Origin of the sequence: Urbifossiella limnaea, assembly GCF_007747215.1 — a bacterium.
Classification (GTDB): domain Bacteria; phylum Planctomycetota; class Planctomycetia; order Gemmatales; family Gemmataceae; genus Urbifossiella; species Urbifossiella limnaea.
This window is the reverse complement of record NZ_CP036273.1, coordinates 7,648,568-7,671,926: the sequence shown is the minus strand read 5'-3', so window position 1 is coordinate 7,671,926 and position 23,359 is coordinate 7,648,568. Positions and strand designations below refer to the sequence as shown.

The 23,359-nt window shown below is 72.0% G+C and carries 1 protein-coding gene (only partly in view); it reads right to left on the bottom strand.

Going from position 1 to position 23,359, the window contains the following annotated elements:
* Window positions 1-166: 166 nt before the first annotated feature.
* Window positions 167-23,359, bottom strand: partial view of a hypothetical protein gene (locus ETAA1_RS30725; protein WP_145244411.1) — the 3' portion only. Its footprint extends 23,961 nt past the window's final position; the window shows 23,193 of its 47,154 coding nt (coding positions 23,962-47,154); its start codon lies off the right edge, out of view; its stop codon occupies window positions 167-169.

Here is a 23,359-nt window from a genome sequence, read left to right as displayed (position 1 = left end):
ACCCAAGAGCTCAGCGCCAGACTGAAACTGGAACTGCTCTAATCACCACGCCGCCACGGCAGCCCGCGACGTAAGTCGCGTCGGATCGGCGTCGAAGCGAGCCGGGGACGTACCCCGGGCATTCACGTCGTGGATGGCATTCAACGTCGTCACCGACCCCGACCGCCTACACGATCCGGAGTCGGTTGCTGACGACCCGCAGCCGGACCAGGTGGCTCAGGATGGTGGTCAGGCCGTCGAGGTCCTCGTTGACGAACAGCCCGAGCCCGCCGAGCTGCCGGCCGATCGTGTCGGCGAAGATCGCCGTCAGCACGGCCTGGTCGATCCCGTCCGGGGCCGCGGAGGCGTTTGCCGAGTAGTAACCGGGCGTCGTGGGCGTGTTGAACCGGTTCACGATCGCGCCCGAGGCGGCGACGACCCCCTGGTTGATCCCGAAGCTCATGCTGGTTCCTAGAGCCGGGTCGCCGATCGTGCCACCCGAGACGATGGACGACCCCGGCCCGATGCCGTTGATCTGGACGTTGCCGAGGATGCTGCCGCGGACGGCGACGGAGCCGCCGCCGACCAGCCCGCCGAGCAGGTTCAGGTCGCCGATCATCCGCCCGAGCACCACGATCTTCCCCGTCACCGGGCTGAAGTCCGTGCCGATGCCGCCGACGCGCGTCGGGGACGTGACGCTCAGCAGGGTCGAGAACTGGCCCACGTCCCCCTCGACGGCGATCGTGCCCATGATGCCGCCGCCGGCGATCACCTGGCTCAGCAGGTTCCCGCGCGAGATCAGGCTGCCGACGAGCCCGGCGGAGTAACCGGCCGGCGGCCGGCCGTTGGCGTCGGTGACAACCTGGGTCGAGGTCACGGACAGCGCGCCGTTCGACCCCAGCACCACGTACACCCGGCCGAACTCGGCGGACGCCGTGGCCGCGGTTCCGAACACCGGGTCGCTCCGCACCCCTGTCGTCTGCACCGTGCCGACGATCGCCCCGTAGGTGCTGACGTTCCCGAAGAAACTCGGGGCCGTGGTGTCCACCAGGCCGAGCACGTGGTTGACGTACACGTCGCCGAGCGGGCCGGTACTGGTGATCGACTCCGCCACCCACAGCGAGCTGACGAACGACCCGCCGTCGCCGCGGACGTCGAGCGTCTGCACGATGGCGTTCACCGCGCCGTCGGCGTACGGGTACGACCCCTGCTCGGTGGCGATGAGGGCCACGACCGCGCCGCGGGCCTCGTTCAGCGCCTGCCCGGAGCTGCTCTGCTTGGCGAAGCGGATGCTGGCGTTGTCGAACGCCCCGGTGAATCGCCCGGTGTTCATCCAGAACGTGACGGTCTGCGTCGGCAGGTCGGCGAACGGGACGCGGAACGTCTGCGTGGTCGCGGCGTTCGTGGACCCGGCGATGACGACGTGCGTGCCCGGCACCAGCAGGGCCTTCGCGTCGGTGGCGACGATGAGTGTGCCCGTGACCGGGTACTGCAACCCGGTCCGGTTCGTGGACCCGAACGCGACGCCCTGGATGCTCTGGGCCTGGATCGACTGCTGCGGCGCGAAGTCGCGGACCGCCACGCTCGCGACGCGGTCGAGCGGCAACCGGACGCCGCCCTGGTTACTGGCGAGCCCCATGAACGCCTGGGCGGCCGGGGTGACCGTCGTGAGCAGGTCGCCCTCGACCACGACGTTGCGGACGCCCGAGACGCCGGCGGCGTCGACGCGGGCCAGGTTGAACTTGGCCACGTCGTCGTAGGTCATCAGGTTCAGGTCGAACTGGTCCGGCTGCCCGCCGACGCCGTTGTCGATCCGCGTCGTGAGCTGCGGGTTGTAGAGGCCGGTGCCGTTGCCCTCGTAGAAGTACTGGAAGTTCACGTAGCCCGCGCCGGACGGGCCCGGCAGCGCGGCCTGGTCCGGGTTCGGGTACGGGTTGTCCGGCAGGTCGGCGTCGATCCGCCGCTGGATGTCGTTCTCGCGGATCTGGCCGACGACCGGGCCGAACCCGCCGAGGACGCCGATGGTGCCGATCGACCCGGCGACGATCGAGCCGGGCGTGCCGCCGGCCACGCGCAGCGACCCGAGCGTCCCGGCGACGTTTAGCTCGCCGGCCAGGTTCGCCCCGACCGTCCGCGTCGTCGCCCCGTTCGGCCCGACCGTCATCGTTACGATGTTCGTCGCGTTGACGATGCTGCCGGGGGCCATCGCGCCGGTGATGGTCACGCTCTGCAGGGTGCCGTACCCGAAGTTCAGCGTGCCCGTCACGTCCCCGGTGGTCGTCGGCGTGCCCACCGCCACGGTGCCGCTCTCGAACTGGTAGAAGTTCACGACCGTGTTCAGGTCGGTGGTCCAGTTGGTCGTGAGCGCGTCCATGCCGGACGTGCCGCCGAACACGGTCGTGGTGCCGGGCAGGTCGAGCCCGGCAGGCACGGCGACGGTGAAGGCGTTCCCGACCGGGCTGCCGGCGAGCGTGGTGCCGCCGGAGCCGAGGTGCGTGTTCAGGTTGCTCAGGCCGTTGTAGGTGATCCCGGCGAGGCCCATGCCCAGCCCCGTGAGCGTCCCGGTCGGCCCGTTGAGGGCCGGCGGCGTCGCGGCCGCGGTCAGGAACCCGTCCTTCGGCCCGCGGCTGCCGGTGTCGTCGAGCCACAGCGTGTCGTTGCCGCTCCCGAGAATGAACTCGGCGCCCTGGAGGTAGTCCGACACGCCGCCGATCACCGGCTGCGTGCTGCCGAGGTTGATCGTGTTCGCCCCGGCCCCGGTGTCGAACGTGACCGTCGAGCCGGGGGCCGTGGCCCGGACGTTGGAGGTGTCGTTGTCGCCCTCGCCCTGGAGCAGCACCGTCGGGGCAGTGATGGCGGAGAAGATGTCGAACGTCGCGCCGACGCCCTGGTCGGGGTCGATCGAGGCGACCGCGCCGGCGTCGGCGTCGGCGAAGTCGCCGTGGATGGTGACGGCGTGGCGGGCGCGGACCTGGGTGTCGGCCGGGAGGCTGAAGTTGTCGCCGACCAGCACCGTGACCGACCCGCCGCCGCGCGGGGCGTGAACGAGGTTGTACGTCGGCGTGGTGACGCCGGCGGCGTACAGCGTGCCGGACCCGGCGCCCGCGCCAAACGCCGACAGGTAGATGTTGACGCTCGACGCCCACGACGGCAGCGTCGGCAGCGTGACCTGGGGCACGTCCCCGGCCGCGACGACGGAGAACGGGGCCGAGCTGCCGCCGGCGACGCGCTCGGTGCCCTGCGCGTCGTTGAACGTGAAGAAGACGAAGTACGAGCCGACGTGGAGCTGGCCGACGAGTCCGGTCGGGTTGCCGCCGGTCGGGTTCACCAGTGGGGTCGGGCTCTGGTCGGCCGGCGGGGCTGCGGCCGACAGCGCGAACGACGTGGCCGTGATACCCGCGGCGTAGCGGACGAACGAGGCGGGGTCGCCGAGCGGGTTCGACAGGTACACGTTGATGCCGGTGGCCCACGCCGGGAGGGCTGGCAGCGCCACGGTCGCACGCTGGCCGGCGGCCACGGTGAACGGCGCGGAGGTCGCGCTCGGGAACGATTCGAGCCCGTTCGTGCCGGTGAACGTGTAGTAGAGCCGGTACGTGCCGGCCGCGAGGCTGCCGCCGCCGCCCACGGTCACGGCCGGGGCCGCGGTCCAGGCGTTCGTGGCCGGCGCCGTGACCCGCCCGGCGAGGGCGTTCGCACCCAGGTCGAACGGCGAGGCCGTCGTCGCGGCGTATAGGGTGCCGGAGCCGGCGTTCGCGTTCACGTCGGACAGGTACACCTTGTACCCCGTCGCCCCCGCCGGCAGCGCCGGCATGAAGACGCGCGGGACGCTCCCGGCGGCCACGATGAAGACCGCGGAGTTCGGGCTGGCGAACGTCTCGACGCCGCCGGGGAAGGTGAACGTGTAGTAGACGAAGTACTGGCCCGGCAGCAGGCTGCCGCCGGCCGTGCCGCCGCCGGCCGGGAGGACGGTCGGCGCCGCGAGGGCGAAGTTGTTGATCGCCGGGTCGATCGGGCCGACCGGGGTCGGGTAGGAGAGGTTGAACACCGGCCCCGGCACCCGGATCGCGTACCGGTTCTCCGAGCCCGGCGTCGCCGACGGGTTCGACAGGTAGATGCTGTAGCCCACCGCCCCGTCCGGCAGCGTCGGCAGGAGTACCTGCGGGATGCCGCCGGCGACGACCGTGAACGTGTTCGACGCCGGGCTCGGCAGCGACTCCGCCCCGCTCGGGTAGATGAAGGCGTAGCGGATGAAGTACGTGCCGGGCGCCAGCGTGCCGATCGCCCCGCTCACGTTACCGCCGCTCGGGACCACCGTCGGGGCGGTCGCGGCGAGCATGCTCACCGGCTTGCTCGCGCCGAGCGCCGGGCCGGCTGTGGCGAGGTTGAACGTCGCGCTCGTGACCGCCGTCGCGTACCGGGTCGCGGACCCGGCCGCGGCGGTGTTGTTCGACAGGTAGATGTTGTACCCGACGGCCCCCGGCGGCAGCGGCGGGAGGGCGACCTGCGGCACGTTCCCGGCGGACACCGTGAAGGTGTTCGACACCGTGTTCGGGAACGACTCCAGGTCGTCCGGGTAGGCGAAGGTGTACTGCACGAAGTACGTGCCGGCGGCGAGCTGGCCGCCGGCCGCGCCGCCGCCCGTGGGGTTGACCACCGGCGCCACGTTCCCGGCGTTCGTCCGCGGCGCCTGGATCGCCCCGGCGACGACCGCGTTCCCCAGGGCGACGACCACGCTCGTCTGCCCGGTCAGGTAGCGGGTCGCCGTCCCGTAGTCGGCCGCCGAGTTGGACAGGTAGATGTTGTAACTCGTCACCCCGGTCGGCAGCTGGCCGACGGGGAGAAGCGGCATCGTGAGCAGCGGGCGGTTGCCGGCGGCCACCGTGAACGGGGCCGACGCCGGGCTCGGCGACGTCTCGTAGTTCGACGGGAGGAAGTTGTAGTTGAACGTGTAGAAGGCGTAGTACGTGCCGGGCTGCAACAGCCCGCCGGTGGTGCCGCCGCCGGTCGCGTTCACCGACGGGGCCACGACGACCGTGCCGTCCGTCGGCCGGACGACCGGGGCGTTGTTGTTCAGGAGGAACGTCGTCGCGGTCACGTTCACCGCGTAGCGGATCGCCTTGCCCGGCTCTGTCGCCGGGTCGGCCAGGTAGATGTTGACGCCCGTAGCCCCGGCCGGGCGGGTCGGGAGGGTGATGAGCGGGACGTTCCCGAGCACGACGTTGAACGTGTTCGAGTTCGGGCTGGCGACCGTCTCGACGCCGTTCGGGTACGCGAACGTGTAGTAGACGACGTACTGCCCCGGCGTGAGTTTGCCGCCGAACGCCCCGCCGCCGGTCGCGCTCACGACGGGAGCCGACGTGGGGATGACGGTGGACGGAACACGCAGGCCGCCGACCGGCGTTGCGATCGTCAGGTCGAACGTGGAGGACGTCGCCCCGACGGCGTAGGTCTTGGCCGAGCCGGCGGTCGCGGTGGTGTTCGACAGGTAGACGTTGTACCCGGTCGCGCCGACCGGCAGCGGCGGCAGAGTGACCCGCGGGATGTACCCCGTCGCCACGAAGAAGTTCGCCGACTGCGGGCTGGCGAACGTCTCGGTGCCGCCCGGGTACGTGAACGTGTACTGCAAGAAGTAGGTGCCGAAGGCGAGCTTGCCGCCCGTGGCGCCGCCGCCGGTGGCGACGACGGTCGCCGCCGCGGTCGCCCCGTCGCGCGCCGGCGGGAGGTTGCCGACGGGCGGCACCGCGTTGCGGAGCAGGAACGTCGTGCCGGTCAGCGCCGTGGCGTAGCGCGTCTCCGAACCCATGTCGGCCGTCGCGTTCGACAGGTAGAGGTTGATCCCCGTCACGCCCGTCGGCAGGGGCGGCAGGGTGACCTGCGGGATGTACCCGGCGACGACCGTGAACAGGGCCGACGTCGCGCTCTCGAAGGTCTCGGCGCCGGTGTCGTCGACGAACGTGTAGCGGACGAAGTACGTGCCGGCCGCGAGGCTCCCGCCGGTCGTGCCGCCGCCGAACGGCTGGACCATCGGCGCGACCGTCGGCACGTTCTGAACCGGCGGCCGGTTGGCGTTGATCGCCGCGGCGGCCGACAGGTCGAGAGTGGCGGACGTGACGCCCGAGGCGTACCGCAGCGCCGACCCCGGCGTCGCCGTCGTGTTCGACAGGTACACGTTGTAGCCGGTCATCCCCACCGGCAGCGGCGGCAGCGACACCCGCGGGACGTTCCCGGCCGCCACCGTGAACGGCGCCGACGCCGGGCCGACGAACGACTCGGCCCCGTCCACGTTCGTGAACGAGTAGAGGAGGAAGTACGTGCCGGCGGCCAGCTGGCCGCCGGCGCTCCCCCCGCCGGTCGGGTTGACCGTTGTGACCTGGGCCGGCGTGTTGATGACCGGCTCGACCGGCAGGCCCGCGAGCGCGTTCTGCGACAGGTTGAACGTCGTGCCCGTGAGGCCGGCGGCGTAGAGCGTCTCCGAGCCCGCGTTCGCCGCCGGGTCGGACAGGTACAGGTTGACCCCCGTCGCCCCGGCCGGCAGCGGCGGCAGCGACACCTGCGGCACATTCCCGGCGACCACCGTGAACGGCAGCGAGGCCGGGGCGGCCGAAGTCTCGGCCCCGTTGGGGTAGGTGAACGTGTAGCGGACGAAGTACGTGCCCGGCAGCAGGCTGCCGCCGTAGGCGTTACCGCCCGTCGGGTTCACGGTCGCGGGGAGCGGGGCGTAGTTGTAGACCGGCGGTCGGGCGGCCGTCGGATCCATCGGGGTGATCAGGTAGAACGTCGGGTTGATGACGTTCGTGAGGTAGCGCGTCGCGGTGCCCGGGTTCCCGAACGGGTCGGAGACGTAAATGTTGTACCCGGTCGCCCACGGCGGCAGCGGCGGCAGCGTCACCTTCGGGATGTCACCCGCGGCCACGACGAACGTACCCGAGGCCAGGCTGGCGAACGTCTCGGCCCCGGTCGCGTGCAGGATCGTGTAGAGGACGTAGTAGCGGCCGGGGGTGAGCGTCGCGGGCTGTCCGGTGTTCCCGTCGCAGCCGCACTCGCAGTCGAGGTTGAGACCGTTCCCGCCCGTCGGGTCCACGGTGATCGTGCCGCCGGGGATGTTGGCGAGCGGCCGCGGCAGCCCGCCGGCCGGCGGGTCGGTCAGCAGGTCTAGCGTCGTCGCGGCCACGCCCGAGGCGTACAGCACGCCCGACCCCGACTGGCCAGTGGAGTTCGACAGGTAGACGTTGTAACTCGTGCCGAGCGGCGGCGCCGGCAGTGCGACGCGCGGGACGTTCCCGCGCGCCACGGTGAACAGCGCCGAGCCCGGCGCCGGGAGCGACTCGACGCCGGCGGTAACCGTCGTGTACGTCACGAAGTACGTGCCCGGCGAGAGGGTGCCGCCGGTGGCGCCGCCGCCGGTCGCGGTCGCTGCTGGGGCGGCGACCGGGGCGCCGGTCACGACCGTCCCGGCCGCCGGGGCCACGACCGCGGCCGGCGCCACGTTCAGCAGGGTGAACGCGGCGGCGGAGATGCCCGCGGCGTAGCGGCGTGCGGCGCTCGCCGTGGGGGTGGTGCCGAGGTACAGGTTGTAGCCGGTCGCCCCGACCGGCAGGGCCGGGAACGACACGCGCGGGATGTTGGCGCCGCCGGCGACTACGGCGAAGGCGGCGGACGCCGGGGACGCGATCGACTCCGCCCCGGACGGGTAGACGAACGTGTAGAAGGCGTAGTAGCTGCCGGTGGCGAGGTTCGTGGTCACCCCGGCGAGATTGCCGCCGGCCGGATCGACGGTCGGGGCGGCGGTGGGCACGATGGTGGTCGGCGGCGCGGCCCCGGCCGCGTTCGCGGCGGCGGCCATCGTGTAGTACGGGGTCGTGATGCCGGTCGCGTATCGCTTGCTCGCGGCGGCCGACGCCGTGGCCCCGACGTACAGGTTGACGCCCGTCGCGCCCGCGGGCCGGGCCGGGAACGCGACCAGCGGCTGGTTGCCGGCCAGCACGGCGAGCGGGTTCGAGGCGGGGCTGGCCGGCGTCTCAATCCCGTTCGGGTACGTGAACGTGTAGAAGAGGTAGTACGCGCCGGTCGCCAGCAGGCCGCCGGTCAGCCCGGAGTCCGTGGCCCGCGCGGTGGGGGCGATGTTCGGCGTGTCCACGCTCGGCGCGGCGACGCCGCCCTGGGCCGTGATCTGCCCGCCGGGCAGGACGCGCACGTCTTGGCCCGCGCCGGCGGCGTCCGGCACCGTCAACTTCACGTCGCCCATCGTCGAGTAGACGGTCCCGACGCGGAGCTCGCCGGACACCTCGGTCAGGTTCACGCCGCCACTCGACACGGCGTCGAGGCGCGTCGCCGTCCCGCCTTGCAGGTCCATCAGCCCGATGACTTCGATCTGCCTCGCCGGGTCGTTGGTCGCCGCGTCCGCGGCGCGGACGATGACGTTGCCGCCGGCGATCAGGCTCGTCACCGTGCGGTTCATCAGCGCGTCGAGGCCGCGGTAGTTGAAGATGCTCGGGATCGGCACGCCGGTCGTCGGGTCGCCGAACACGCCGAGGTCCGTACCCAGGCCGGCCGCGCCGCTGTCGGGCCAGAAGTAGTTGGCGAACGGGTCCTGCGGGTTCGTCTGCGTGCCGTAGATGCCGATCTGCGGCGCCTCGACGAGGATCGCGCCGGCGCTCCCGGCCGTCGTCGTGATCTTGATCGCGCCCTGCATCAGCACGTCCGCGTCGCCGCCGGCGGCGCGGACGAGGTCCATGTTCACGACCATGAACGTGTTCGGTTGCTCGAGGTGGCGCATCTCGCCGAGCACGTCCAGGTAGACGTTGCCGCCGGCGTCCGCGACGAGCTTCGTCTCGCGGCGCAGCCGCAGGGCCACGTCCGAGGCGTTGACCACGCTCTCGACCGGGTTCACGTTAATCCGCTTGCCGCCGTCGCCGACGTTGCCGTTCGGGGCCGTCAGGGTAAGGACGTTGGTGCGGATCAGCGACTCGCGCGTGTCCGGGCCGACGGCCGCACTCCAGCGCGGGTCGGGCGCGGTCGAGCCACGGACCTTCGTGGAGTAGATGCTGCCGCGGTCGTTGTTGATGGTCGTCGTGCCGATCGGGTTGTTGATCGTGCCGTTCAGGATGATGTCGGAGTTCGCCACGAACGCGGCGGGCGGGGTGCTCTGCTTGTTCTGGATGTCGATGTCCGTGGGGATCGACGTCTGCTCGATGAAAAACTTGAGGTCGTTCAGCTTACTCTGGAGGTACACGTCGTAGGTCGCCGACCCGCTGCGCTGGCGGACCACGTCGATGTTGTTGATCAGCAGCGTCTTGGGCGAGAGGTTGGTGATGGTGACGGCGCCGAGGGTGTTGAGGAACGTCCACGTGCCGGTGCCGTCGGTGTGCCGGATGATCGGGTCGGCCGAGTGGCTCGGGTCGCCCTCCGGGTTGTTGTCCCGGGCCTTCGGGTTGTTGAAGTACACCTGCCCGCCGGCGGTCGCCCCGATGTTGTTCACGACGATGACCGGGTCGGCGATCAGGCCGCTGGTCTGGTTCGGGTTCGCGGCGGTGCGGACCGACAGCCCGCCGGTCGCCTTGACGATGTTCCCTGCCGCGTCGATGACGAGCGTCGGCTCCTGGTCCGGGTTCGACTGGATGACCACGTCGGAGCTGAAGTCGACGACGTGGTTGCGCGGGTTGAAGGTGTCGCCGTGCGACCCGCCGGCGGCGAGCGCCCGCCGCGAGTAGTCGGCCCGGCGTGTGATGTTCAGGTTGGTGTTCGTCGTGTCCACGTAGAACGCGAGCTGCGTCAGGCCGGCCGGGTACTCGTTGACGTAGGGGCTCGGGTCGGGATTCGCCGGGTGGTTGAGGAACGTGTCCACGGCGCTGGGGTTGAGCGGGTCGGCCACGGCCGGGTTCCGCGGGGCCGCGGTGACGACCGCGTCGGCCGCGCCGTAGACCGTGTTCGTCTGCGTGGTGTCGTTGTCGGCGCTGGAGGAGAGCCACCCGAACAGGCCGGTCACCTGGGCGAAGGTGTAGGCGTTGGTGGTGACGTTGTTCGACTGGGCGAGGAGGTCCACGCCCTTGGTGCCGGTCACGTTCGCCTGGGTGGCGATGGCGACGGTGTTGTTGAACGTGGCGTTGACGTACGAGTCGTCGTCGGACACGCCGACGAACCCGGCCCCGTACCCCTCCGCCCGGGCGCGGAGGTTTACGTACGAGTTGAGGGCCGCGATCTTCACCCGCGCGCCGTGGATGCCGACGTTCTCGTTGATGTCGACCCGGGTGGTGTTGCCGAGGGTGGTGATCCGGGCGTCGGCGTACCCGCCGCCGCCGAACCCGCGGCCGTCGGCGTAGGCGGTCGCGTACCCGCTGGTGTCCGTGTTGGCCGCGATGTCCACCCGGTCGCCGGCGGTCACGCAGGCGTCGTCGTCCACGTACACGGCCGTGTTGTACGTGTCCGTCCCGCCGGAGTCGGCGTGCACGTCGGCGGCGAACCCGCCGGCGTTGGACTCCGTGCTGATGGTCCCGAGGTTGTTCGCCGTGTTCGCCTTCATGGTGAAGTCGCGTCCGGCGCTCACGTTCGCCGCCGCGCCCACCCAGGCGGTGTTGTCGTTCTTGACCACGTTCACGTTGGCGTTCGATCGGCCCAGCGCGATGAACCCGCCGGTCCCGTTGGACGCCCGCGCCCCGGAGTTGTTCACCGAGTTCGTGGTGATCGACACGTCCTGCTCGGCGACGATCAGGGTGGATGACACGTAGGCCTGCACGGTCGCGCTCTGCGTGACGGTCGAGCGGTTACCGTTGATGCCGACGAACCCGCCGCCCGACCCCTTGGCCGCGGCCTCGGACACGCCGTTCCCGATCGGCGGCGACAGGACGTTCAGCGGCACGCCGCCCGGCCCGAGGACGTACTGCGTCCCCGCGACCGCCGAGCCGGTGATGTTGTGGTACAGGGCGAACGTGCCGGTCTGCCCGGCGAACCCGCCGAGGTTGATCCCCTCGACCCCGAGCTGGTGGATGGACGCGCTCAGGGTCAGCCCGGCGGTGCTGAGGGTGATGGCGGGGCCGCCCGGGGTGTTCGAGAGCCGGAACTTGCCGCTGTTCGTGTCGACCACGGTGACGTTCGGCGAGTTCGCCTCCGGGGTCAGTACGCGGGCTACCGTGAGGACGATTTGCAGCGCGGTAACGCTGGCGATCGTGTACGTCCCGCCGTTCACCCCGGCGGGGTCGGTGACGGAAATCGTGTCGCCGGCCTCGAAGCCGTCCAGGATGAAGTTGCCGGCGGCGCGGGTGATCGTGTCGCCGGCCGTCAGGGTGTCACCGTTGGTCTGGTCCCGGACGGTGGCGGTCCCCGTCCCGGCCGTGCCGTTGAGGTACGCGGCGGTGGTCAGGTACAGGGTGTTGCCCGAGATGCTCTGGATCGTGTACGTGCCGTCGTGCGTCCCGCTGGAGGACACCACGATCGTGTGCCCCGGGGCGTAGAACGTGGGCGAGGCGGGCAGGGTGATCGACCCGCCGTTCGACAGGTTCCGCACGGTGACGGTCGCCGCCCCGGTAGTGGCGAAGTTCGGCCCGGCCGTCAGGGTGATCGTCGTAGCGTCGACGGTGCTGATCGTGTACGTACCGGCGTTCGTGCCGGTGACCTGGATCGTGTTCCCGGCGGCGAACCCGTCCGCCAGCCAGCTCCCGGTGCCCCGGGAAATGGTCCGCGCGCCGGTGTTCGAGAATGTGACGGCGACGTTGCTCGACAGGGCCGGGGCGAACGTCGTGCTCCCGGTGATCGCCGCCCGGGCGAACGTCATGGTGCCGGTCGCAGTGGCCCGCACCACGTAGTACGAGTTGCCGGGCGTCAAGCCGCCGATGGCCTGCTCGCCGGCTTTCTGCAGCGACTGCCGCACGTTCATCTGGGCGAAGGTGCTCTTCTGCGGCGAGAGAGTCACGGGGTTCGAGAGGGCGGTCACGCCGTACCCGCTCGTGCGGCTCTCGGCGACGACCGCGCGGTTCACCTGCACGGTCGTGGCGTTGACGACGGTAATCGTGTAGGTCCCGTTGTTCGCGGCATTGGTGGCCCCGCTGACGGTGATCGTCATCCCGGTCTGGAAGCCGTCGGCGCCCCAACTCCCGATGTTCCGCGAGATCGTGTCCGGGACGAACGGGAAACTCCCCGGGGTAAACGTGAGCCCGCCGGTGTACGACAGCTGCGTCCGGAGGCGGATCTGGTTGTCGTCGATCTTCTCCACGACGTACGTCTGGCCGTCGGTCAGCCCGCCGATGCTGCCGTTGACGGCGGTCCGGTAGACGAGCAGGTCGCCGGTGTTGAAGCCGTGGCCGGGGATGACGATGTTGTTCGCCCCGGCGTTGTTGACCGGCAGGCCGGTGGCCTGGTCGACCTGGTACGTCGTGACGGTCTGGTTCGTGAGCGGGTCCGTGTAGGTCGTGACGAAGGCGTTCACCGCGGCACTGGTGAAGGCGACCGGCTCCTTGACGTGGTACGTCACCAGCGCCCCGGTCGGGAAGTTCGACCCGGGGACGACGAGCGTGGTGTTGTCCGGGCGGACGGCCGTGCCGGCGAACCCGACAAGGGCCGGGTCGGTGCCGAGCGCGGACGGCGGGTCGGACAGCGGGTACGTCAGTGCCTGCGATTGGCTGGCCGTCAGCTTGACGGCGGTCGCGCTGACGACGCGGACGTAGTAGATCGAGCCGTTCGTCAGGCCGCCGACGATGCTCGGCCCGACGTACTTCACCGGGTCGCCGTTCCGGAAGTGGTGCGCCGCAGCGAAGGTGATCGTGTCCTTGTTCACGTCGGCGGAGCCGAACTGGTTGCCGAGGGCGATGTTGTTCGCGTCGAGGGCGACGACCGCGTAGTCGCGGCGGACGGTGGCGTCGCCGCTGCCGGTCGCGGCCACAAGCCCGCCGATCACGGCGTTCCCGTTGTTGTCGTAGGTCACCACGTCGCCCGTCTCCAGGCCGTGGCTGTTGACCGTGAGCGCCTCGGTGTTCTGGTTCGCCGCCACGATGCGGTAGTCGGGCGTGGACCCCGACGCGACCGGCAGCACCTCTGCCGAGACGCTCACGTTCAGGCCGTGGACCGTGGTGCCGGTGTCGAAGTAGGCCTTCACCGTCGGCGTGATGTTCGAGGCGGACACGGACCCGCCGACGCTGATACCGCCGCCGCTAACGCCCCGCGTGTTCGCATCGCCCTCCGGGCTGGCGGTGGCGGAAACCGCCACGTTGCCGGTCGAGTCGACGTTCCGGTTGGCCCCGAGGTAGGCCGTGACCGTCGGCGTGACGTTCGAGGTCGCCGTGTTGTCGGCGCTGACAGACACCAGCCCGCCGCCGGCCGCGTACGACAGCGCTTGCGCGTTGTCCCGCGACGAGGCTTCGACCCGGAGGCCGCCGCCCGTGATGTCGGGTGTCGCCGCCGGGGCCGCATTCCCGGCGACCCACGCCTTGCTCGACCCGCCGGTGTTCGACACCGCCTGGCTGGCCCCGACCGCCACCACGCCGCCGACGCGCGAGTCCGCCGTCGAGTACGCGAGGTTCGCCCCCGTCGAGGTGAGTGAGATCGGGCCGGTGGTCGCGAGCCGCGCACCGCTGCCCACGTAGGTGGTCAGGACGGCGTTCGCGTTCGCCGTGGGCGCGGCCCCCTGCACGCCGACGAACCCGCCGCCGGCCGCCGCCGCGGACGCCACGGCCCCGGTGGTCGGGTTGTGCGTCGCGGCCAGGGCGATGCTGCCGGCGTTGAACGTCACGTTCCCCGCGACGTGCGAGTCGAGCACCGGCGCGACCGTCGCGTCGGCCCGCATCGTCCCCACGCCCGCCACCAGCCCGACCGTGATTCCCGTCCCCGTCGCCGAGGCGTTCGAGTCGGAGGTCGAGCCGATCGTTGCGGCCCCGCTGATCGTCACGTTGCCGTTGACCGCGGTGGTGACCTGCGGCCGGGAGTAGGCGTCCGCCCGCGACACGTTCACACCCACGCCGACGGCGCCGCCGTTGGCCTCCGCGAAGCTCGTCGAGGTGTTGTTGGACGCGGCCTGCATGTCGAGCGAGCCGCCGGACAGGATCGTGCCGTCGATCCGCGCGCCCGTGAACCCGTCGGCCGTGGCGGTCGCCGTGCTGACGCCGGCCGAGGCGATGCCGGCGACGCTCAGCGAGTTGGCCGTGGCCGTGGCCCTGTTCTCGCCCGTCGCCGAGAGCGAGATCGCACCGGTCGAAGAGAGCGTCGAGCCGCTTCCCAGGTACGTGTTCAGTACGGCGTTGGCGTTCGCCGTCGGGGTCGAACCCTGGCCGCTGCCCAGGATGCCGCCGCCGGACGCGGACGCGGTCGCGGTCGCACCGGTGGTCGTGTTGTGGGTCGAAGTCAGCGCGATGCTGCCGGCCTGGACCGAACCGCCGCCGCCGACGTACGCGTTGAGGACCGGCGAGACGGTGGCGGTGGCGAACATTGTGCCGACGCCGATCCCGAGGCCGACGATGACCCCGTTCGCCGTGGCCGTCGCGTCCGAGTTCGAGGTCGCGTCGATCGTCGCCGCGCCGGCCACGTTGGTCACGCTGCCGGTCACCACCGCCGTGATCGTCGGCCGGGCCGTGGCCGTCTGGGTGGACGAGCCGCCGGCCCCGAGGATCGAGCCGAAGCCGCCGACGCCCGTGCTGGTCGCCGTGTTGTTCGCCGTCGCGTCGATGTCGAGCGACCCGGCCGAGAGCACCGTGCCCGCCACCCGGGCCGAGGTCGAACCGTTCGCCGTGGCGACCGCCGTACTCACCCCAGCCGCGACGAGGCCGGCGACCGAGATCGTCTTCCCCGTCGCGGTCGCCCGGTTCGTCGCCGTGGACGCCAGCGAGATGCCGCCGGCCGCAGACACGCTCGTCCCGGCCGCCACGTAGGTGTCGAGGACGGCGTTCGCGTTCGCCGTCGGCGTCGCCCCCGACACCCCGACCAGCCCGCTGCCGCCCGAGGAGGTGGCCGTCGCGCTCGCGCCCGTGGTCGTCGTGTGCGTCGAGGACAGGGCGATGCTGCCGGCGGTGAAGGTGCCGCCACCGCCGACGTACGCGCTGACGGTCGGCGAGTTGGTGGCGTTCGCCTCCATCGTACCGACGCCGACCCCGAGGCCGACGACCACCCCGTTTGCAGTGGCGGTCGCGTTCGTTCTCGTGGTCGCGCCGATCGTCGCCGCGCCGGTAACCGTCCCGCCCCCCGTCACCGCCGCGGTCACCGTCGGGTTCGATTCCGCGTTCACGATGCTCACGTTCACGCCCGCCAGCCCGCCGCCGGACGCGTCGCCCGTGCTGGTGGCCGTGTGCTCGGCCCGCGCCTGCACGTTCAGCGAGCCGGCCGACTGGATCGTGCCGCCCATGGTCGCCGACACGGTCCCGTTCGCACGGGCGTTCACCACGCTCACACCGACCGCGCCGAGCCCGACGGAGATCGCGCCCCCCGGTGCGGTCGTGGTCTGGTATGACAACGACTCCAGCGAGATCGCACCCGTGGAGTTGAGGATTGCGCCGGTGGCGACGAACGCGGCGACCGCTGGCGTTCCGGTGACGAGCGGGACGGCACCCTGGCCGGAGACGATGCCGCCGCCGGGGGCTTCCGCACTCGCGTAGGCGCCGTGGCCCGGGCCGGTGAGCGGCGTGCCCGTCGCCTCGTCGAAGTTGTGGAGCGCGCGGACGCGGATACCGCCGCCGGACACCTGTGCCCCGCCGTCGAGGTGCGCCGAGACCACGGGGGCCAGGTTCGCCGTGGCGAACCCGGTGCCGATCGACGCCCCGAGGCCGACGGAGAAGCCGAACTCGTAGGCCTCGGCGTAGTCGGTGGACACGGCCTTCACGTCGACGGTGCCGGCCGGCGCCGCGGCCCGCGCGCCGCCGGCGACGAAGGCCTCGACGTTCGGCGTGGTGCTCGCCGTGGCCTCGTTCACCGTCACGCCGACGAGCGCCGCCACGGTGACCGCGGTGATGGTGGCCTTCGCCCCGCCGGTCATCTCCGCCGTCACGTCCAGCCGCGGGCCGTTCGCCGTCACGTGGGCGGCGTTGCCGATGTACCCCTTCACGACCGGCTCGCTCTTGGCGACCGCGCCGGCGCCAATGACGTTGATCAGGCCGACGGACACGGCGTTCTCGGTCACCTCGACGGTCGAGTCCGCCTTGGCCGCGACGACCGCGCTGCCGGCCGTGGTGACGACCGCGGGCGTGCCGGCCGAGAGCGTGCCCGCCACCGGGCCGACGTAGGCGTACACCTTACTGCTGTCGGTCGCCGTCGCGCCGATGCCGGCGCCGGTCAGCGCCCCGATGCCGACCACGGTGGCGTCCGTGGTCAGCACGTTGGTCGCCGTCGCCGTCATGTCAAGGCTGCCGGCAGTCACCGTGGCCCCGTCGTCGATGTGGGCCGCCGTCGTCCCGTTCACCGTCTGGTCGATCACCAGTGCGGTGATGGCGAGCAGGCCGCCGGAGACGCCGGTCGTGGTCCCGTCGGACGTGGTGTCCGACGTGGCGCGGATCGTGACCGGCTTGCCCGTCACCGTCACGTTCGCCCCGGCCGCGACGTACGCCTCGGTCGTGCGCGAGACGGTGGCGGACGACGACGCCCCGCCCCCCGTGACGGCCGCGACGCTCACCACCGTCGTGTTCGGCGTCACGCGGTTCACGTCGTCCGCGAGCACCTGCAGTTCGTCCGCCGTGACCGTCGTCGCGCCGCTGGTGAAGGCCCGCGTGAGGCCCAACACGTCCACCTTCGACAGCATCACCCCCACGGAAATGCCGAGCGACACCGCGACGCCGGTCACCGTCGGGCTGGCCGTGCTCGTGGTCGCGGCCGAGAGGGTGACCGTGTGCCCGGCCGCCGTCAGGTTCGAGGCGTTCGCGTACGCCTCGGTCGTCCCGTTGATCGTGACGGTGGACTTCGCCCCGGCCCCGGCGCCGACGGTCCCGAAGGACGAGACGACGCTGCTCGCGGTGATCGTCGGGTTCGAGGCGGCGTCGACCAGGAGGTCGCCGCCGACTGCGGTCACCGTCGAGCGGTCCGTGTACGCGGACACCGTGGGGGCGATCGTGTTGTTCGCCACCGACGAGGCGCCGGCGAGGCCGATGAGCGTCACCGCACTAGCAACCGCGGTGATGGTCGCCGAGACGGTCGCGGTGTCGTGGGCCGCCACGCTCACGGAGGTCCCGTCGGCGAAGCCGCCGCCCACGGCCGGAACGGTGCCGACGACGTTCGTCGAGGTCTGGATGAACGAGCTGACGTTCGAGGTGATCGTGTTGCTCGACTCGACGCCCGCGGTGCTGAGGCCGGCGATGGCGACGGTCGCGGAGACCGCGACGGCCGTGCTGCTGATGGACGACGTTTCGTCCGACAGCAGCGCGACCTGCCCGGCCCGCGCCCGCACCTTGGTGTCCGCGTTCTTGATCGACGTTTCGACGCGGTTGGCGATCTCGTTGTGCCCGATCGCGTAGACGGCGGAGAGCGCCAGCCCCACTGGGGCGATCGTCGCGGCGAGGGCCGCGGCCGCGGCCGCGGCGGTGATCGTCGAGTGGTCCGTCGCCGTGAGCCGGACGTTGTTCGCCTCGATCCCGGTCGCCCCGTCGCCGTCGATCGACGCCTTGACGGACGTGCCGGACTTGTTCGTGGCGGAGACGCCGGACCCGGCCGCGGACGCGCCGACCAGCCCGCCCGCGATGGCCACGGACGCGGCCACCGTGGTCGAGTTGATCGTCTGCTCGGAGGCGGCCGTCAGGGTAAGGTCGGTGACGGCGGTGGCGCTGGAGCCCGCCATCGTCGCGGCCACGGTGTTCGCCGCCGGCGTGCCGTCCGCGTAGAAGCCGATGAAGTTGCGCGAGATTGCCGCGCCGATCGCCAGGGCGCCGCCGACGGCTCCCCCCCCGAAGGCGACCGGGATGGCGACGATGTTGGCGTCGATGGTGGACTTGTCGGTAGCGCTGAGCAAGATGCCCGCGGCGCTGGTGAGGACGCTGCCGTCCGCGTGGGCCAGCGCGCCGCCCAGGATGACGTTCGTCGCCTCGGCCCCGGCCCCGGCGATGCCGACGCCGGCGCCGAGGCTGACGCCCCCGGCCAGCGCCGCGGCGGACGAACTCGCCTTGATCGTGGCCGTCTGCGTCGCCCCGATCGTGATGCCCTCGGTCGTGGCGGGGTTGAGGTCGTCCGGGGTCCGCGTCGTCACGCCGTCGTCGGCGCGCGCGATGTAGGAGTTCGCCAGGCTGCTGATCGTGTTCGACGCCAGCGAGACGCCGATCGCAACGGAGATGGAGACGCCGCCGCTGAGCGCGAACGCCACCGCCGCGCCGACGGCGTCGGCGGTGATCTTCGACGTGTCGCTCGACAGGAGGGTTACGTTGTTGGCCGCGACACCCGCGTTCGTGCCCGCGCCGTCGCCGTCGTGGTATGCCTGTGTGTCGACGCCGATGAAGTTCTGCGTGTACACGCCGGCCCCGGCGCCGGCGAGCCCGAAGCCGATGCCCCCGGCCAGCGCTACCCCGGCCGCCAGCACGAAGGCGTCCACCGTCTGGTCCGCGGTCGAGGTGACGACGTAGTCGGTGGTCGCGTCCACGGACGTGTCGAAGCCGTACGCCTTCACGCCCAGCCCGACCGGCACGAGCCCGACCTGCCGGAACAGCGTGGCGTCCGAGTAGTTTTGCTGCAGCGCCGTGACCTGCCGCCAGTTCCGCGGGTCGTCGTAGTCCACGCCGGACAGGTTTGTGACGGGCAGGTTCGACGAGCCGACGTACTCGAAGACGGCGTTGTCGGAGAGCCGCCGCACCTTCTGCCCGCGGTTCACCGCCGTCGTCTGCGAGCTGGTGAAGTTGGCCGTGACCGTGAGCGGCGTCGAGCCGATGTACTGGTAGATGCCGCCGGCGCCCGGCCCGCCGACGAGCTTGACGCGCTGGCCGGGGTTCAGCGTGAGGACGTTGTCGCTCGACTTGTAGTCGAATGTCGTGGCCGCGTCCTGCTCCCACCCGACGTAGTTCCGCGCCACCGACACGCCAATGCCGAGGCCGGCCCCGCCGGCGCTCGCCCCGATGCCGACGGAGCCCGCGACGGCCACGACCTCGGCGTCGATGGTCGACTTGTTCTCGGCCGTGATGCGGACCGCGGCGGCGCTGTCCAGGTGGCTCCCGTCGGCGTGCGCCGTGGCCCCGCCGAGGATGCGGTTGGTCGCCTCCGCCCCGGCCCCGGCGATGGCGATCCCCACGCCCAGGCTGCCGCCGACGGCCACCGACGCGGCCACGGTCGTGGCGTCGATCGTGGCGTTCTCCGCGGCCGAGATCGAGATGTCGCCGGTGCGCGACCGCACGCCGTTCGCCGCGCCGCCGATGACGGCGTCCACCGAGTTGTCGATCGTGTTCGACGCGATCGACACGCCGATCGACAGCGAGATCGCCCCGAGCCCGGCCACCGAGGCGGCCAGCGTCGCCGCCACGATGTCGGCGGTGATGGTGGACGTGTCGGTCGCGCGGAAGGTGATGGTGTTGGCGACGATCCCCGGCCCGGCGCCCGTGCCAGCGCCGTCGTGCGACGCCTCCACGTCGGCGGCGATGAAGTTCTGCGCCTCGACGCCCGCCCCGCTCACGCCGATCCCCAGGTCCGAGGTCGCGGCGACGGCCACGGACGCGGCCAGGGCGAGCGCGTCCACCGTCTGGTTCGCCCGCGCCGTGACCGCGTAGTCCCGCGCCGCGTCCACGCTCGTGTCGGTGGCGTAGGCCTTGACCTCGAGCCCGCGGCGGGTGCCGTCCGACTCGAACCCGACGTAGTTGTGATCGACCGCGACGCCGATCGACGCCCCGACCGCCCCGCCGGCACCGCTCCCGGCCACGCCGATCGCCGCCGCCAGGTTCAGCGCCTTGATCCGCGACGTGTTCGCCGCGGCGAGCGTTACGTCGGCCGCGCTGGTGAGCGCGGCGTCGTCGGCGTGCGCCTTCGCCCCGCCGAGTACGACGTTCACCGATACCGCCCCGGCTCCGGCGATAGCCACGGCCGTGGTCCCGCTGAACGACAGTGCCAGAGCCGCGGCGACGGACGTGGCCGTGATGGTGGAGTTCGTCGTCGAGACGACGGCGATGCCGTCGAGCGTCAGCGGGTTCGCGTCGGGCGGGGCCGTCGTGGTGACGGCGGCGTCGGCGATGTACGAATCGACGAGGCTGTCCACCGTGTTGAACGCCAGCCCGAGCCCGATCGACAGCGAAGCGCCGAAGCCACCCGCGACGCTCGCGGCGACGGCGACGCTGGCGGCCGTGGCCTCGATGGTGGACGTGTCGGTGCCGGTGACGAACACGTTCCGCGCGGTCACGCCCGAGCCGGGGCCGCTCCCCGCACCGTCGATCGAGGCGCCGCCGTGGACCGAGATGCGGTTCTCGGTGTACACGCCGGACCCGGCCAGCCCGAGGCCGATGCCACCTCCGCCGATCGCCACCGACCCCGCGACCGTCACGGCCTCGATCGTCTGCGCCGCGGTCGAGGTGACGGCGACGTTCTGGGCCGCGGTGATCGGCGAGTCGATGGTGTAGGCGGTGACGCCGAGCGGCGCCTTCACCAGGTCGATCTGCCGCCACAGCGTCATGTCGCCGTAGTCCGACTGCAGCGCCGTCACCCGCCGCCAGAAGTTCGGGTTCGTGTAGTCCTGCGTGCCGAGGTTCGGGTTGCTCAGGTTCGACGCGCCGACGTACTCGAACACGGCGCTGTCGGAGACGCGCTTGACGCGCTGGCCGGGCCGCACGACCGCGGGCGTGCTCGTCGTGGTGAAGTCGTTCGAGACGCTGACGGCCGGGCCGGTGTACTCGTACACGTCGCCGGCCCGCGGCCCGGCCGACAGCTTCACCCGGTCGCCCGGGTTCAGTGCCAGCACGTTGTCGCCGGAGCGGTAGTCGAACGGCTCGGCCGCGTTCTGCGACCAGCCGACGTAGTTGCGGGCCACCGCCACGCCGATGGAGGCGCCGACCCCGCCGCCGGCCCCGGCGCCGACTGCGAGCGCGGCGGCGATGATCTTGGCGTTGATGTCCGACGTGTTGGTCGCGGTCACGTCCACGCCGGCGGCGCTCGTCAGCGGGCTGTTCGAGACGCCGGCGCTGGCCCCGCCGACGATGCGGTTCGTGGCCTCGGCCCCCGCCCCGCTGACGGCGATGCCGACCGAACTGACGCCGGCCGTGAGCGACGCCGCGATCGACGTGGCGTGAATCGTGGCGGCCTCGTCGGCCCGGACCGAGATGCTCCCGGTGCGGCTCTCGACGCCATTGTCGGCGTCGGCGATGAAGGCGTCCACCGAGTTGTGGACCGTGTTCGACGCCAGCGAGACGCCGACGGCGACGGACACCGCGGCGGCCCCGGAGACGGCCACGCCGATCGACGCGGCGACGATGTCGGCGGTGATGGTGGACGTGTCGCTGGCGCGGAAGGTGATGGTGTTGGCGATGACGCCCCGCCCGGCCGCGGAGCCGTCGCCGTCGTGCGACGCCTCCACATCCGCCGCGATGAAGTTCTGTGCCTCGACGCCCGCCCCGCTCACGGCGACCCCCACGTCCGAGCTCGCGGCGACCGCCGCGGACGCGGCCAGGGCGAGCGCGTCCACCGTCTGGTTCGCCACCGCGGTCACGGCGTAGTCCCGCGCCGCGGTCACGCGCGTGTCGGTGGCGTAGGCCTTGACCGCGAGCCCCTGCCGGCTGCCGTCCGAGTCGTAGCCGACGTAGTTGTGATCGACCGCGACGCCGATCGACGCCCCGACCGCGCCGCCGCCGCCGCTCCCGGCCACGCCGATCGCCGCCGCCAGGTTCAGCGACTTGATGCGCGACGTGTTCGCCGCGGCGAGCGTCACGTCGGCCCCGCTGGTGAGCGTGGTGTTGTCGGCGTGCGCCTTCGCCCCGCCGAGCACGACGTTGATCGACACGGCGCCCGCGCCGCTGATGGCGACCGCCGTGCCGCCGCTGAACGACAGGGCCAGGGCCGCTGCGACGGACGTGGCGGTGATGGTGGAGTTCGTCGTCGAGACGACGGCGATGCCGTCGAGCGTGGCCGGGCTGGCGTCCGGCGGCGCCGTCGTGGTGACGGCGGCGTCGGCGATGTACGAATCGACGAGGCTGTCCACCGTGTTGAACGCCAGCCCGAGGCCGATCGACAGCGACACCCCCAGGCTGCCGCCGACCGCGGCCGCAATCGCGACGCTGGCGGCCGTGGCCTCGATGGTGGACGTGTCGGTGCCGGTGACGAACACGTTCCGCGCGGTCACGCCCGAGCCGGCGCCGGTCCCCGCCCCGTCGATCGACCCGCCGCTGTGGACGGAGACGCGGTTCTCGGTGTAGACGCCGGACCCGGCCAGTCCGATCCCCGTGCCGCCGCCGCCGATCGCCACCGACCCCGCGACCGTGAGCGCGTTGATGGTCTGCCGCGCCGTGGACGTGACGGTGACGTTGTCCGCCGCGGTGATCGCCGAGTCGAGGGTGTAGGCGGTGACGCCGAGCGGCGACTTCGTCAGGTCGATCTGCTTCCACAGCGTGATGTCGGCGTAGTTCGACTGCAGCGCCGTGACCTGCCGCCACTGGTTCGGGTCCGCGTAGTCCACCGTGGCGAGGTTCGTGCCGGTCAGGTTCGACGCGCCGACGTACTCGAAGACGGCGTTGTCGGAGAGACGCTTGACGCGCTGGCCCGGCTCCACGACCGGGGAGCCGCTCGCCGTGGTGAAGTCGCTCGAGACGCTGACGGCCGGGCCGGTGTACTCGTACACGTCGCCGGCCCGCGGCCCGGCCGACAGCTTCACCCGGTCGCCCGGGTTCAGCGCCAGCACGTTGTCGCCGGAGCGGTAGTCGAACGGCTGCGCGCCGTTCTGGCCCCAGCCGACGTAGTTGCGGGCGACGGCGACGCCGATGGAGGCGCCGACGCCGGTGGAGCCGGCGCCGACCGCGAGCGCGGCGGCGATGATCTTGGCGTTGATGTCCGACGTGTTGGTCGCGGTCACGTCCACGCCGGCGGCGCTGGTCAGCGGGCTGGTCGCGACGGAGGCGTCGGCCCAGCCGCTGATGCGGTTCGTGGCCTCGGCGCCGGCGCCGCTCACCGCGATCCCGGTGCTGCCGAGCGCTGCCGACAGCGCCGCCGCGATCGACGTGGCGTGGATCGTCGCGGACTCGGACGCGCGGACCGAGACCCCCTCGATCGTCGCCGGGTTCAGGTCGGCCGGGGCCGTCGTGCGCACGCCGGCGTCGGCGTCGGCGATCGACGCGTTGACGCGGTTGTCCACCGTGTTCGTGGCGAGCGAGACGCCGACCGAGATCGCCACGGCGGTCTGCCCGACGGCGGCGGCGAGGGTGGCGGCCGCCACGTCGGCCGTGATCGCGGACGAGTCCGACGCCGAGAAGATGACGTTGCGGGCGCGGATTCCCGCCTCCGGGCCGGTGCCGTCGCCGTCGTGTGACGCCAGCAC